The sequence below is a fragment of the Brevundimonas sp. TWP2-3-4b1 genome (assembly GCF_049897665.1).
In the GTDB taxonomy this organism is placed as follows: domain Bacteria; phylum Pseudomonadota; class Alphaproteobacteria; order Caulobacterales; family Caulobacteraceae; genus Brevundimonas; species Brevundimonas subvibrioides_B.
Map to the genome: position 1 here is coordinate 1 of NZ_JAFCWQ010000039.1, position 13619 is coordinate 13619.

The 13619-nt window shown below is 63.7% G+C and carries 11 protein-coding genes and 2 pseudogenes; 8 read left to right on the forward strand and 5 right to left on the reverse strand.

Going from position 1 to position 13619, the window contains the following annotated elements:
• Positions 1–119: pseudogene (locus ACP7A5_RS17240) on the forward strand (IS630 family transposase); the annotation flags it as partial.
• A gap of 12 nt (positions 120–131) precedes the next feature.
• On the opposite strand, the pseudogene ACP7A5_RS17245 reads toward ACP7A5_RS17240, so the two are convergent.
• From ACP7A5_RS17245 to ACP7A5_RS17265, 5 genes and pseudogenes are all read right to left on the reverse strand, one after another.
• Positions 132–1103: pseudogene (locus tag ACP7A5_RS17245) on the reverse strand (IS630 family transposase).
• Positions 1104–1429: 326 nt separating this feature from the next.
• A complete protein-coding gene (locus ACP7A5_RS17250) occupies positions 1430–2269 on the reverse strand; it encodes a hypothetical protein (RefSeq protein WP_426043060.1) in 840 nt (279 codons plus the stop codon).
• Positions 2269–3000: an SDR family NAD(P)-dependent oxidoreductase gene (locus tag ACP7A5_RS17255; protein WP_426043061.1), complete on the reverse strand. Its 732-nt coding sequence runs from the start codon at positions 2998–3000 to the stop codon at positions 2269–2271. The genes ACP7A5_RS17250 and ACP7A5_RS17255 overlap by 1 nt, the downstream gene beginning before the upstream one ends.
• Complete coding sequence (locus tag ACP7A5_RS17260) at positions 2997–3929, reverse strand: 2-dehydro-3-deoxygalactonokinase (RefSeq protein ID WP_426043062.1); 933 nt, start codon at positions 3927–3929, stop codon at positions 2997–2999. Before ACP7A5_RS17260 ends, ACP7A5_RS17255 begins: the two co-directional genes overlap by 4 nt.
• A complete protein-coding gene (locus ACP7A5_RS17265; RefSeq protein ID WP_426043063.1) occupies positions 3922–5178 on the reverse strand; it encodes an MFS transporter in 1257 nt (418 codons plus the stop codon). The genes ACP7A5_RS17260 and ACP7A5_RS17265 overlap by 8 nt, the downstream gene beginning before the upstream one ends.
• 181 nt (positions 5179–5359) lie before the next feature.
• Between ACP7A5_RS17265 and ACP7A5_RS17270 the strand changes: the two genes are divergently transcribed.
• The 7 genes from ACP7A5_RS17270 (at position 5360) to ACP7A5_RS17300 (ending at position 13451) form a co-directional block, all read left to right on the forward strand.
• Positions 5360–6280: a dihydrodipicolinate synthase family protein gene (locus ACP7A5_RS17270; RefSeq protein WP_426043064.1), complete on the forward strand. Its 921-nt coding sequence runs from the start codon at positions 5360–5362 to the stop codon at positions 6278–6280.
• The gene (locus ACP7A5_RS17275) at positions 6277–7452 is read left to right on the forward strand and encodes a mandelate racemase/muconate lactonizing enzyme family protein (RefSeq protein WP_426043065.1); all 1176 of its coding nucleotides are present in this window, start codon (positions 6277–6279) and stop codon (positions 7450–7452) included. Before ACP7A5_RS17270 ends, ACP7A5_RS17275 begins: the two co-directional genes overlap by 4 nt.
• A gap of 14 nt (positions 7453–7466) precedes the next feature.
• The gene (locus ACP7A5_RS17280; RefSeq protein WP_426043066.1) at positions 7467–8216 is read left to right on the forward strand and encodes an IclR family transcriptional regulator; all 750 of its coding nucleotides are present in this window, start codon (positions 7467–7469) and stop codon (positions 8214–8216) included.
• A 109-nt stretch (positions 8217–8325) separates the two neighbouring features.
• Positions 8326–10995: a TonB-dependent receptor gene (locus ACP7A5_RS17285; protein WP_426043067.1), complete on the forward strand. Its 2670-nt coding sequence runs from the start codon at positions 8326–8328 to the stop codon at positions 10993–10995.
• 121 nt (positions 10996–11116) lie between these two features.
• Positions 11117–11980 (forward strand): 2-dehydro-3-deoxygalactonokinase, encoded by an 864-nt coding sequence (locus ACP7A5_RS17290; protein ID WP_426043068.1) that lies wholly within the window; start codon positions 11117–11119, stop codon positions 11978–11980.
• Positions 11977–12600: a 2-dehydro-3-deoxy-6-phosphogalactonate aldolase gene (locus tag ACP7A5_RS17295; RefSeq protein WP_426043069.1), complete on the forward strand. Its 624-nt coding sequence runs from the start codon at positions 11977–11979 to the stop codon at positions 12598–12600. The genes ACP7A5_RS17290 and ACP7A5_RS17295 overlap by 4 nt, the downstream gene beginning before the upstream one ends.
• Positions 12597–13451, forward strand: a complete 855-nt coding sequence (locus ACP7A5_RS17300; RefSeq protein ID WP_426043070.1) for an SMP-30/gluconolactonase/LRE family protein — start codon at positions 12597–12599, stop codon at positions 13449–13451. Before ACP7A5_RS17295 ends, ACP7A5_RS17300 begins: the two co-directional genes overlap by 4 nt.
• Positions 13452–13619 lie beyond the last annotated feature (168 nt).

The window sequence follows — 13619 nt, forward strand, 5'->3', positions numbered from 1 at the left end:
TCAACCGCTTCGTCGTCGATCACAATCAGCAGCCCAAACCCTTCGTCTGGACCGCCGATCCAGACAAAATCATCGCCGCCGCTAACCGCGGGCACCAAGTGATGGAATCAATCCACTAGAGCATTTTCCGATCAGTCTGCATCGTTGCCTGCGGCGGCGAAGTAGTTGGCGCATTCCTGCGGTGAGTAGGTCTCGATGATGCGTGCGATGGCGTCCCAGAGCTGGTCGATGGCTCTGGCGGCGGCCTTTCTCAGCATCGCCTTGAGCTTGGCGAAGGCGTTCTCGATCGGGTTGAGGTCGGGGCTGTAGGGCGGCAGGAAGAGCAGCCGCGCGCCGACGGCCTCGATCGCGTCCTTGATGGGCGTGCTCTTGTGGGCGGCGAGGTTGTCCATGATCACCACGTCGCCGGGATTCAGGGTCGGGGCCAGCACCTGCTGGACATAGGCCAGGAACCAGGCCCCGTTCATCGGGCCGTCGAGCACCATCGGGGCGGTCATGCCCGTCAGCCGCAGGGCGCCGACGAAGGTGGTGGTCTTCCAGTGACCATTGGGCACGCTGCACCTCAGCCTCTGGCCGCGCGGCGCACGCCCGTGGCGGCGGGCCATCTTGGTGGAGGCTCCGGTTTGACTGCTGCGCGCCGCCCTTCGGGTCGTCGATGAAGACCAGCCGTTCCGGATCGAGATCGAGCTGGTTCTCGAACCAGGCTCGCCGTTGCATCAGGACGTCGGGACGGCTCTGCTCGTCCGCGTGCGCCGACTTTTTTTGAGCGTGATCCGGCGGCGCACGAAGAACCGCCACAGGCTCGACAGGCTGGTCGCCACGCTCTGCTCCGCCAGCGCCGCCCGAAGCTCCGCAAGCGTGATGTCCGTCTGCCGATCCAGCAGACCCAGAATCAGGCCGGCGTGGCTCTCGATGCGACCGGATCGACGGTCCCCGCCCAGCGGTCCAGGTCGTACATCGCCCTGCGTCCGCATCCGTGACCGCCAGCGGATCGCACTGGCCGCGCTAACCCCGAACCGCGCCGCCGCCTGACGGCACGACATCCCGTCCTCAATCGCGGCGATCACACGATCCCGCAGATCCACCGAAAGCGCCTTGCTCATTCATGCTGGCCTCCGCCTCCAGCAGGAATGTTGAATCAGAACCCGGCTCCCTTGGGAATCCCCTGCGATTCAATTAGATCGCAAAGTGCTCTAGGCGGACGCCGTCTCGGCTTGGCGGCCGAAACTGTATGGTCCAGCACCGGATCGTCTCATAGCTAACGTCGAGCCCGCGCTGCCCACCCCAGACGTCCAGATTCAAACTCGGGAAACCGCTGTCCTTCGCGAATAAGCGCCATTCAGCGAAATCCATCTAAAGCTGGCTGACTGAGTGCGCCGGCCTGCCGGGTCAGCACGGCACGGCCAGATCTTAGTTCAACGTACGGATCTCAAACCGGTCCTAGGGAAAGCGACAAGCGGACTTGGCGCGAGCAGCCTGGCCCAAGTCCACGAAAATCCATGTCTCCTGGTCCGGCCCAGCTCGATGGCGCGGCTCCAGTTACAGGCTCAAGGCAGATCAGATTCTCTCCCGGCGGGCGAAACAGTACCCACTGGTCTGTCGAGGCGGTGAGACGCCTTGCGTTCTGACCATCCTCCAGCACAAGCCCTGTTCCAGTGGTGGTCAGGCTGTGGCGGGTTTGATCTACCGCCATGCGGTGCGGCACCGGCAACCGAACATTTGAGGGCTGCCCATCTGCATCCAGATCGTAGCCATGACCGCCGCGCCCCGCCAGCACCGCCCCCGGTGCGGCGGGGAGATACGGGTGAAATCCCACGGCTGCCGGCATGGCAGTGACGTCGGTGTTGACGATCCTCAGAAGCTGGCCAAGCTCGCCCTGCCCCAGGCTGATCTTGAGCGTGGCCTCGAAGGACCAGGGCCATCCGCGCCTCCCTTTTGGGTGCGAATAGGACAGTTCCACGCTGCTGGACGACTGAACCTCCGTCCGCCACGGAGCTTTCCATCCGAACCCGTGAGCGACCCCGCCATCGGCAAGATTAGGGGCCAGGGTCACACGCCGCCCATTCCATTCGAAGGTCCGGTCCGGCATTCGCCCCCAGAACGGCACCATCGGAAAACAGGCCATGGATTGAGGCAAACCTTCCGGATCTTGCCCCCGGCGCAACACCTCCTCGCCATGGGGGCTATCAAATCCGAGCACGGCCGCGCCGTTTTCCGGCACGACGTCTGCACTCCAGCCCCGGCAGGTAAGCGTCAACACCCGCATCATCAGCGCCTGGCGTTCGACGCGCCTCCGTTAACGTCAAAGACAGCGCCGGTGATCCACTCGCTTCGGCTGGACACAAGAAATAGCACCAGTTCTGCAACGTCGTCCGGCGTCCCAAGGCGCCCCAGAGGGTGGCGGGCGATGTTGGCTTGCCTCGCGGCTGCGGGATCGGGTTTCAGATCGAACGATTGCTGCAGCATCGGGGTGTCGATTGAGGCGGGTGCGACAGCGTTGACCCGGACGCCCGCTGGGGCGAGTTCCATCGACAGAGTCCGGCACAGGGTCTCCAGCCCGCCCTTCGAGGCGGCGTAGGCCGACAGGCCCGCTGCACCGAACGCCGCGTTTATCGAGGTGATGAAAACGATGGCACCACGGGCTGCGATCAGATCGGCGGCCAATCCTTGCGTGAGCCGGACGGCTCCGGCAACGTTGACGTCATAGACCCGGACAAAGGCTTCGGGCGATGAGTCGAGCGTGGTCGCGTGCTCCGTAGCCGCCGCTGCGTGAACTAGAGCCGAAACGGGTCCAAGTGTGCGTTTCACCCGCTCCAGCGCGGCCTCCACCGACCTCGTGTCTGCCAGATCGGCCAGCACGTCGAGGTCCGCGTTCTCCGACGGCTGGCGGTCCAGCGACGCGACCAGATAGCCCTCGCGTCGGAGCGACCGGCAAATCGCCCGACCGATGCCGCCGGCACCGCCGCTGACGACAGCGACCTTTGGACCGGTGACGGTCATGCGGCCTGAACCTGATGTCGGCCGGCTTCAGTCCAGAGGCGACGCAGGCCGCGGGCCGCCAGATCATCGGCATCGGCGATGCTGACGGTGACCTCGAGGTGTATCAAGGCCGCTTTGTAAAGGGCGGCGATCGACGGGGCTCCGGCCACAGTGACCGGCACGCCGCCAAGCGCTTGACGCAGTTTCGGCAGGGCATCGCCAAGGTCGGCCCCGATTAGCAGCCCCCACGCCGCGTCTCCCGCCTCCGCCGCAGTCTGATCTCCGGCCACGACTGCGCTGCGCAATACGAACGCGGCCCGGGGAAGGCCATGACCGGCGAGGCCTCGCTCGAGACCCGCAAAAAACGCCGGCCCAGCTCGTCCGTCGGGCGTCCAGCCCCGTCCGACAATACTGTGCTGGGCCAGCAACTGGCGGAGTTCGACGGTCATCGCGGTATGGAAGCTCTGTATGGCACCAGCATCGTAGACGATCCATTTGCCGTGACGCCCTGGCACACTGAGGAGAACGCCGGGGCCTGACTGGCGATCGATGAGGCCGAGCGCGGCGGCCTCCTCTCCGCGCAGGACGTCCGGATCACCAAACAGGGATAAGCACCTCAACCCACGGCTGACCCCGAGGTCGACGCCCGCGAAGGTCTGGAAGACCAGATCGGTACCAAGCTGTTCCGGCGTCGCGGGGCAAAGGGTGCGGAGCCAGGGCACGTCACCCTCAAAAAGTGCGGCACCCATCCCGCAGAGCACACCCGTACGAACGGGAACGGGGCCACGATCAAGAACGCTTTTGAGCCTGGCCTCGGCAGTTGGTCGATCCCGGGGATCGAGAGCAAACGTCTCGCCTATCGTTGCAAGACGGTGGCCGTCAGGGGCGATCCAGTGGGCCCGAAGAGCAGCGAGACCCCATTCGAGGCCAAGGATGATTTCCTCAGACATGTGCGACAGCGTCTCTACGGCGCGGGATGACGGCTGTTGCGGCCAGGACCAGTCCCAAGGGATAAAGGCAGGCCATGACCAAGAACAGGATATGGTAATCGGCCACCGAGACGAGGCGACCGACAAGCCCCGTCGACAGCATGCCGCCCAGCCCGCTGCCGGCCGCAATCAGGCCGAACGCCGTCGCCACTCGCGGCTGGGGCTGTTGATCCACCACAAGGGACGTCAGGTTGACCTGCCAGACCAGATGGCAGAACGCGACGACCCCCGCGAGCCCGAGAGTGATGCCAATGGCTGGGCTTAGCGAAATAAAGGCACCCACGGGCGCAATCAGCGCCGCTGCGGCCATGACTGCCATGCGAGCCCGATCCGGCGCCCAGCCACGCTTGATCAGGCGTCCGGAAGCAAAGCCCCCCGTCAAACTGCCCGCGTCGGCAGCCAGATAGACGATCCACGCCAGTTGAGCGATGAGCAACAGGCCCATGCCGCGATCGTCCGACAGGTATTTTGGGAACCAGAACAGGTAGAAATACCAGACTGGATCGGTCAGGAACCGTGCGCCTACGAGCGCCCAGACGCGCCGGTCAGAGACGACCAGTTTCCAGACCTGGAGTTCCGAAGGCGCGGCTTCGGACGCTTCCGTCTGGACGGGTGGCGACCGTCGATAGATCGCGAACCATGCCGCTAGCCACAGGAAGCCCAGGGCACCCGTGACCACAAACGCTGCACGCCAGCCATGCGTCAGGGCCAGCCAGCCAATCAGCGGAGGCGAAATGGTGGCGCCGACCATGGCACCGGCGGTATAAATGCCAACGCCTATTGCCCTCTCCTTGGGTGCAAACCACTCTGAGACCGCTTTGGGGGCCGCCGTATAGTTGCCCGCCTCACCCAAACCGAGGGCAAACCTCGCGGCCCAGAGCTGGGACATATTGGTCACGAAGCCGGTGGCCATGTTGGCGATGGACCACCAGCCCACAAACAGCGCCAGACTGATCTTTGAACCCAACCGGTCGGTCAGCCGGCCCACGACAAGATAGGCCAGGGTGTAGGCGATCAAAAAGCCCTGGACGACGCCGGCATAGTCCATGTCCGACATCTTCAGATCGGCCTGGACCGTTGTCGCCAGCAGCGACAAGGTCTGCCGATCGACGTAGTTGAGCACTGTCGAAAAAAACAGGAGCCCGAGGATCCACCAGCGCAGCCGGTCGCCTCCGTGCGCCTTGTCCGATGGCTGCGTCTCGGTTTCCATGAGTCCTGCGATCTCCCCGTCAAAAATGTACCGGCATCAGCAACGTCTGGCACCGAGCCAACTCGGGTCTTCCGCCCGATTTCCCATTTATAGTGCATGGCAACTTGACACGGCGGCAACAGAACGCAAGGAAGCATTGCTACATTAGCAGCGTTTTGGCGCTGAGGAACTGAGGTCGAGGATGTCTGGCGTCTTGCACGGTGTATTTCCGGTTTTGCCGACCATCTTTGACGCAGCGGGCGAGGTCGATACGCGCTCGACGCTGGACGTGCTGGAGTTCACGCTGGATGCCGGGGTGGATGGCGTCGTGTTTCCCGGACTGGCCAGCGAGTACGATCATCTGACGCTCGATGAACGGTTGGGCCTGATCAAGGCAATCGGATCAGTCGCTCGTGGACGGACGACATTAATCGTCGGGGCGGGCTCGATATCGACCGACGAGACCGTGTCGCTCGCCAGAGCGGGCATCGCTGCCGGGGCATCGGCCGCCATGGTGATGACCCCCCACCGGCTGGATGGTGACTTGCAGGGCCTGGTCGACTTTTACACCACACTGGCCGAAGCCGCCCCCCTCGATATCCTGCTCCAAAATGCCCCGCGGCCGATGGGGCTCGGACTCGATGTCGAGGCTCTCGTCGACATCCTCCGCAAAGCGCCAGCGGTGACTCACCTCAAGGAAGAAACCGTTCCCTGTGGCCCGCGCATCAGTCAGCTTCTGACGTTGGCGCCCGGTTTGGCGGGGGTTTTCGGCGGGGCTGGCGGCCGCCACATCATCGACGAACTGACGCGGGGGGCGGTCGGCACCATGCCGGCTTCCGAACTTGCTGACACCCACGTCGCTCTCGTCGCGGCCTTCCATGCGGGCGACATATCGGCAGCTCGGGGCTACTACGAAAGGATGATGCCCATCCTGATGATGCAATCCGTTTACCGGTGGCGATTGACCAAGGCTGTCCTCGCGATGCGCGGTGTCATCCGCAGCGAGTTCACCCGGGCCCCGGGGCCTTCACTTGACCTGCATGACCGTGAGGAATTGAGGGCGTGGCTGGCTCGGCTGGGTCATGTCGCTCGCGAGCCTCAAGTAGCATCGACGGTCGGATGAGCCTGCGAAAGAGGATCGCCAGGCTGGAGCCATTCCTGGTCCGGCGAGCGCGTGACACCCCCTACCTCGGCCCGGTGGGTCCGGGCGATCGGGTCGATCCTCGAGGGTACATCGTCAGGGGTGCGAACAGGACGATCTACCCGGTCGAGGACCGGTCCGTCGTATTGCGCGTGACGACACATGACGGAACCGTCGGCTGGGGGGAGACCTATGGTTTGATCGCGCCCCGGGTGGTTGCAGAACTGATCCGTGAAGTCATCGCACCCGCTGTGATCGACCGGGATCCCCATGATGTCGAGGTGCTCTGGGAGGACCTCTACGATCTCATGCGGGTACGGGGCTATATCGGCGGCTATTATCTCGATGCCATCGCCGCACTGGATATCGCGCTCTGGGATCTGCGCGGACGAATGACGGGCCTGCCGCTGCACAAACTTCTGGGCGGCGCGAGGCGCGACCGGGTACCTGTCTATGCCTCGGGCCTGCCGCGCGCGACGCTGGCGGAACGCGTCAGCCTGGCGCGAGACCTTGTCGCCGGCGGATGCCGGGCCATCAAGTTCGCCGGGGTCGTCAGTCATGACGGCATCGAGGCCGAGGCGCGAGCCTTGCGAGAGGCCCTCGGGCCCGACGTTGGACTGATGGTCGATCTCCACTGGATGTTTGACCGCGGGCAGGCTTCCGCTCTCCTCCAGCGCCTCGAGCCGATCGGCCTCATCTTCGCTGAGGCTCCCTGCAAGACCGAGGACATCGAAGGCTGGGCCTGGACTGCGCGCCAGACGCGAACCCCCGTCGCCGGTGGCGAGGAGTGGCGCACGGTCCATGATGCGAAGCCACGATTGCAGGCGGGAGCCGTCAGCGTCGTTCAGCCAGAGATGGGGCATACGGGCGTGACCCAGTTCATGCGGATCTCGAGGTTGGCCGAGAGTTTTCACACCCCGATCATTCCTCACGCCACGATCGGTGCCGGCGTCTTCCTGAGCGCCAGCCTGCAGGCGTCGGCGGCGCTTCAGGGAGTGGAAATGCATGAGTACCAGCATTCGATTGTAGACGCTGTGGCCCATCTCTGGACCGGTGCGCCGCAGTGCGTCCTTGGAGAGTTTATCGTCAATCAGGGTCCCGGGTTGGGTCTCGAACCCACGGATCGCCTGATCGCGGCGCTGGAGCCCCTCTAGACACCGCGCGGTCATTGGCCGACCTAGGCGTCATGCGCAGTCGTCCGAACGCCCAACCGAACCAGAGCCTGATCGACGGGATCATCACGCTCCAGGCGCTTGCCACGTCTCCCGAGCCGATCGGGTGCCGTGAGCTGGCCAGAAGGCTGGGATTCGAGCCGACGCGGGTTAATCGATTGCTCAAGACGCTGGCCTACCTCGGGATCGCACGACAGACCGCGAACCGGAAATACACGGGCGGACCCGGGATGCATGTTCTGGCCGCCCAAGCCCTGTTTGCTTCGGGCCTCGTGCGCCGTGCCGTGCCTGCGCTGGAGGAGTTGCGGCGCTTCGGCCATACCGTGGCTATGGGCGTGCTCTGGCGCGACAGCGTCAGCTATCTGTATCACGCCCCTCCCGGAGTTCAGACTTCGGACGCACTGGGGCGTATCGGTCTCTATCCGGCTTCTACGGGCGGGATAGGCATGGCGCTGCTGGCCCAGTTGGACGATGCCCACGTTCGCGAGACCTATGAGGGACATGAGATTCCACACCACGCAAACGTGGAAGCGTTGCTCTCAGAGATACACTTGACCCGGGCGCGCGGGTTCGCCCGTGTTCGGGTCCGGGAAGACACGGACCAGCACACAGTCGCGGTCCCCGTGGGGATACCAACCCATAGTGCGATTGGTGTTTACGGCTGGATACCCGAAGCGGCGGTGCCGGAAATCGTCGAAGCCCTTCGTCATGCCGCCGCCAGGATCGAGGCGTTCGACTCGCCCTGACGCCGCTTGCATAGCTTGACTTGTCGCTATTGTTGCAACAATCTTCCGCTCCAAGCCGTGGGCTGCGGGTGAAACGCCCGCTGACCGAAACGGCGCAAGGGAGGATGAGATGAGGGGAACTCTGTTCGCAGGGGTGTGCGGGGCTGCGCTTGCACTGGTCGTCGCGGATGCCGCGTTGGCTCAGGATGCGGCTGCTCCAGCACAGGACGCGCAGGAGGCTGCGCAGGTCGATGAGATCATCGTCACCGGCATTCGGCAGAGTCTGCAGGCGGCACGCGACATCAAGCGCTCGAGTGACCAGTTCGTAGACGCGATCGTCGCCGACGATATCGGCAAGCTTCCCGATACCAACGTCGCAGAGTCCCTTGCCCGCGTGTCTGGCGTTCAGGTCGAGCGCGGCATTGGCGAGGGTACCGATATCTCGGTTCGGGGATTGCGTGAAAACGTCATCCTCTACAATGGCCGTCAGATTGTGGATGCAACCGGGCGCGGCGGCAACGGACTGGACCAACTGGGGGGGTCAACCTACGGCTTGTTGGGTCTTGTTCCATCCGAGCTGATCGCCCGGCTGGAAGTGACCAAACTGGCCGGAGCCGACCAGATTGCCGGGGCGCTTGGCGGCATCGTCGACATTCGGACAAGGCTGCCGCTGGCTTCCGGAGGCACGCGGGTCGCCCTGAGTGCTGGTGTCAGCTACGACGAACTTGCGGAGGGAACAGGCTACGAGCTGTTCGGCCTGATCTCGGACACTTTCGCCGACGACACGCTGGGACTGCTCCTGACCGCGTCCTACTCTGATCGGGCCATTTCGCAGCAGGGGCTGGATACCTTCTCGGGCTATGCTCGTTACACCGACACGACGGTCACCCCGTCGCGCATCCGTTTCGGCAACGCCGATGTGCGGGCGCAGGAGATCGAGGAACAGCGCCAGAAGCTGGGCTTCAGCGCGGTGGCCCAATGGCGGCCGCGCGACGGAGTGGAATTCACGGTCGACACCTTCTATTCGAAACTGGAGTCCGATCGTGATCGGTACTGGCTTTCCTTCACGCCAACCGGCGGGCTGACGAACGCGACCTATTCCAGCAACGACATCCTGCTCTCAGGTCGCGCAGCCGGAGCTGTGCTCACGAATACCGAGTTCGCCGATGTGAGCTCAGAAGTCTGGTCCTCGGCCGTGCGCGGAACCTTCGACCTGACCGAATCGCTCTCAGGCTCGGCAGAGCTCTCCTACGGCATTTCTAAGTCTGAGTTCCGACAGCTTTACTTCCGCCTGCAGCCGATCACCACGATTACGCCAACGATCAACTTTGATTTCACGGATGGCGATTTTGGCAGCTTCACCATCGGGGGAATTGATCTTACGGATCCGACCCAACTCCGGTTTACGATCCTGTTCGACCAACTGTTCCGGGCCGAAACAGAAACACTGGCGGCGCGCACGGACTGGACCCTGGATCTCGATCACGGCTTTCTCTCGTCCCTGCAAGCAGGACTGAGATTCAATAGCCTGGACTCAACCCAGAACCCCCTGCGCGCGGACATCCGACCCGCCGGCGGCATCGTCGCCAGCCAGTTGGGTTCGTTTGTGAACGCGCGAAGCAATGCCGACTTTATGGACGGCCAGTTTGCCGGTCTGCCTCGTCGTTTCCTCGTCGCATCGGAAGGGACGCTGACAGGCTGCGGAGCGTTCACCAGTTTCGCCTCAGTCTCACAAAACAGCCAGTGCCTGAACCCTCAGGCGACAGTGAACTCGATCGCTGGCAATTTCAGCATCGAAGAACAGTTCACCGATGGGTACGGAAAGCTGAACTTTGATAGCACGGTGGGATCTGCGCCTCTTTCCGGCAACGTCGGGCTGCGCTTTGTCCGTCGAGAACTGACCTCAATCGGAAACGTTCTTAGCGGTACGGGCGCGGCGACCGCTGCGCGCTTCGAGCGGACGGACGAGGAGATCCTCCCGTCAGCAGTGGCCAAGCTGGAATTGGGCGAAAACTGGCTGCTGAGAGCTGGCGCCGCCCGCGTCGTTGCATTTCCGAATACCGAGGATTTAAACAACGGCGTCACCCTCGCCAACAACGCGGTCTTCGTGGCCGGTGTTCAGACGACGCCAGGCACGGGCTCCGGCGGCTCACCTAACCTTGACCCGTTCGCAGCGACCCAGGCTGACCTGTCGCTCGAGTGGTATTTCGCGCCCGAAGCCATGATCTCGGCAGGACTGTTCTACAAGGATGTCTCCAGCTTCATCGTCCAGCGACAGAGTGCCGAGAGCTATGCCGGGACCAACTATCTGATCAACCGAAAGATCAATGGCGACGGAGCCACCATCCAGGGCCTCGAACTTTTGGGTCAAGTTCCCTTGTCGACCTTCCTTCCGGTTCTCGACGGTTTCGGGGTCGTCGCAACCTATTCCTTCATCGACTCCGAAACGCCGATCACCGATATCAGTGGCCGGACGCTGACTTTCCCGGGGTTGTCGAAGAACAATATCAACCTGGTAGGCTACTACGAACAGGGGCCTATGAGTTTCCGTCTCGCGTACAACTGGCGCGACGAATATCTGGTCGCCCTGTCCGTAGCGAACACAGGCGTGTTCAACGACACCTACAAGGATCTTTCGGCGACCTTCCGCTACGATTTCACGGATGCAGTCTCCCTGACATTGGAAGGCAACAATCTGACGAACAGCCAGCAGCGGACGTTCGACGCCGTGCCCGAGGCACTGCGGACCAACGTGATCTACGGGCGGATCTTCAAAGCCACCTTGAGCGCCAGGTTCTGAGGTCCCTGACGCCGATGTCTCACCGCAGCGCTCTCCCGGCACTTCGGATACTCGCCCGGGCAAGATGCCCGGGCGCTTTCTTTTGTGGGAGCCGCGAACCAGAGCGGCCTCGGGCCAGACTGTGATCGCCGTCGACTGGGGCAGCACCCACCTCAGGGGTTGGCTTCTCGACGCGCAGGGCGCTGTGGTAGATGAGCGTGACGCACTCGTGGCCCAGTTGCCGGGCGTCGGTTTCGAGGCGAGGTTGTCCGGCCTGATAGAGGGCTGGCCCACCGACGCACCGATCCTTGCCTGCGGCATGATCGGTGCGCGGCACGGCTGGGTTGAAGCCCCTTACGTCGACCTGCCGTCAGGTCTGGGCCGCTTGGTCGCCGGCCTCGTCCGCGCGCCCTCGCGCCGGAGTGTGACGGTCGTTCCGGGACTAGCCAAACGGGGCGAGGCGGGACGGCTCATCGACGTGATGCGCGGTGAGGAGACCCTTGCAATCGGGGCTGAAATACTCCCGGGCGAGGTCGCCCTGTGTCCCGGAACCCATTCCAAATGGATCCTGGCCGGGCCCTCCGGTATGGAGGATTTCGCCACCTTCATGACCGGCGAAGCCTTTGGTCTTCTGGCCCGGCACTCGGTGTTGTCACAGTCCCTCGGCGAGGCCCGCGCGCAACCCGGAGCCGCGTTCCGTTCAGGCGTCCGCGACGCCCTGGCTACGCCGGCCCTGATCCAGCAGCTGTTTTCGATCCGCGTCGCACACCTCGACGGGATGCAGCCTGCTGACGCTGCCTCGCGGCTATCCGGCCTGCTGATCGGCGCCGAGATCAGTGCAGCGAGAAACGCGTTCGGCGAACGACCGATCGTACTGATTGCGGACGGCCCGCTGGCCGCACTTTATTCTGCAGCCCTTTCCGATGCTGGGCTGAACCTGTCCCGCTGCGTCCCCGCCTCGGTCGCAGCCGTCCGCGGTCTTTACCGGATCTGGAGCCATCGATGACCATAGGCCCGTACGATTTGCCGCCGCTGATCGCCATCCTGCGAGGGATCACGGCTCCCGAGATCGACGGCATTGCCGACGCCCTGTTCGAGGCCGGGTTTCGAGCGGCCGAAGTTCCGTTGAATTCGCCGGATCCACTGGCGAGTATCGCAAGGCTCGCCGATCGCATGGCTGGCCGGATGCTCGTCGGTGCCGGCACCGTCCTGACACCGGAGGCCGTAACGTCCGCCCATGAAGCGGGCGCGCGCCTGATCGTCTCCCCTAACTGCGACGCCGCCGTGATAAGACGCGCGCGCGATCTCGGAACCGTGTCACTTCCCGGTGTAATGACACCGACGGAGGCCTTCCTGGCGCTGAAGGCCGGGGCCTCGGGGTTGAAGCTCTATCCGGCCGATGTCCTGGGCATATCCGGTTTCAAGGCTCTAAGCGCTGTCCTGCCTCTCCTCACGCCCGTCTATGCTGTCGGCGGAATCGATGTGTCCCGGCTTGCCGGGTGGCGATCGGCAGGAGCCGCAGGTGTGGGAATAGGAACCAGGCTCTATCGCCCAGGCGATACCCCTTCGGTCGTTTCGGCCCGCGCGCAGGGGCTGGTCGCCGCCTGGACTGCAGCCGTCGAATGATCACAGGCCCGGTGGAGGTCGTTAAGGTTGGCAATGCCCTTGGTGAAAGCATCGTTTGGGATTCGAGATGCAACAGTTTCTGGTGGACGGATACCCTCCAGGCCGTCGTCCTGCGCCTTGACTGGTCAACCCATGAGGTTACGCGCTACCCGACCGGTCGCCCGGTCTATTCACTCGCCCTGACCAAAGATCCGGAATGGCTGCTCGTCGCGGCCGCGCGTGAAATCGGATTGTTCCGGCCCCTTGAGGGCCATTATGTGTTCGTGGCCGCCCCTGAAATGGCCCCGGGCCTCAGATTGAACGACGGGAAGGTGGACCCATGGGGAAGGTTCGTCGTCGGTGAGTTATCGATCGCGGCGGACGGGCCTCCCGCAAGCGTCTTCCGTCTCGAGCCTTCAGGAGCGCTCACGCGTCTTGCCGCAGGTCTTTCAGCGGTCAATGGTTTGGCCTTCGACGTTGGGGCGAGCACCGCCTACGTCTCCGACAGCCGGCTTGGATCGATCTGGCGGACTCCTTACCCGAGGACGGCGCAGGTCTTTCAACGCGAGAGCTCCTTTCAGACTGCCGGGAGCCTGAGCCGGCCCGACGGCGCTTGCGTGGATAGCGCCGGCGTCCTCTGGTCCAGCCAGTACGGAGACGGAACTGTCCGGGCCTTTGGGCGGGACGGTTCCCCGCTGATGGCCGTCTCTCTTGCAGCGCCGCATGCGACTTGCTGCGCCTTCGGTGGCCCCGATCTCAACTGGCTCGCAGTAACAACCGCTTCAGGCGGCCAGCAGACGGATGCACATCTCCATCTGTTGAAAACCGATAGCCGCGGACCCGGACCAGCCTTGTGGGGACTGACAACTTAAGTGTCCCAGTCCGCAGATAGTGAACCGCTCCGGGTTTGCCGAAGGCCTCAACTCCTGAGAGGAAGAGGCCATGACAAGCAAGACGACGAACAAGTTCTCACCCGAGGTTCGCGAGCGAGCGGTCCGGATGGTGGTGGATCACGAACGGGACCATGCGTCGCGCTGGGC

Bases quoted from the DNA above. Each gene is read 5' to 3' on its own strand.
- ACP7A5_RS17250 (WP_426043060.1), bottom strand. From the start codon at position 2,269: ATGATGCGGGTGTTGACGCTTACCTGCCGGGGCTGGAGTGCAGACGTC.
- ACP7A5_RS17255 (WP_426043061.1), bottom strand. From the start codon at position 3,000: ATGACCGTCACCGGTCCAAAGGTCGCTGTCGTCAGCGGCGGTGCCGGC.
- ACP7A5_RS17260 (WP_426043062.1), bottom strand. From the start codon at position 3,929: ATGTCTGAGGAAATCATCCTTGGCCTCGAATGGGGTCTCGCTGCTCTT.
- ACP7A5_RS17265 (WP_426043063.1), bottom strand. From the start codon at position 5,178: ATGGAAACCGAGACGCAGCCATCGGACAAGGCGCACGGAGGCGACCGG.
- ACP7A5_RS17270 (WP_426043064.1), top strand. From the start codon at position 5,360: ATGTCTGGCGTCTTGCACGGTGTATTTCCGGTTTTGCCGACCATCTTT.
- ACP7A5_RS17275 (WP_426043065.1), top strand. From the start codon at position 6,277: ATGAGCCTGCGAAAGAGGATCGCCAGGCTGGAGCCATTCCTGGTCCGG.
- ACP7A5_RS17285 (WP_426043067.1), top strand. From the start codon at position 8,326: ATGAGGGGAACTCTGTTCGCAGGGGTGTGCGGGGCTGCGCTTGCACTG.
- ACP7A5_RS17295 (WP_426043069.1), top strand. From the start codon at position 11,977: ATGACCATAGGCCCGTACGATTTGCCGCCGCTGATCGCCATCCTGCGA.
- ACP7A5_RS17300 (WP_426043070.1), top strand. From the start codon at position 12,597: ATGATCACAGGCCCGGTGGAGGTCGTTAAGGTTGGCAATGCCCTTGGT.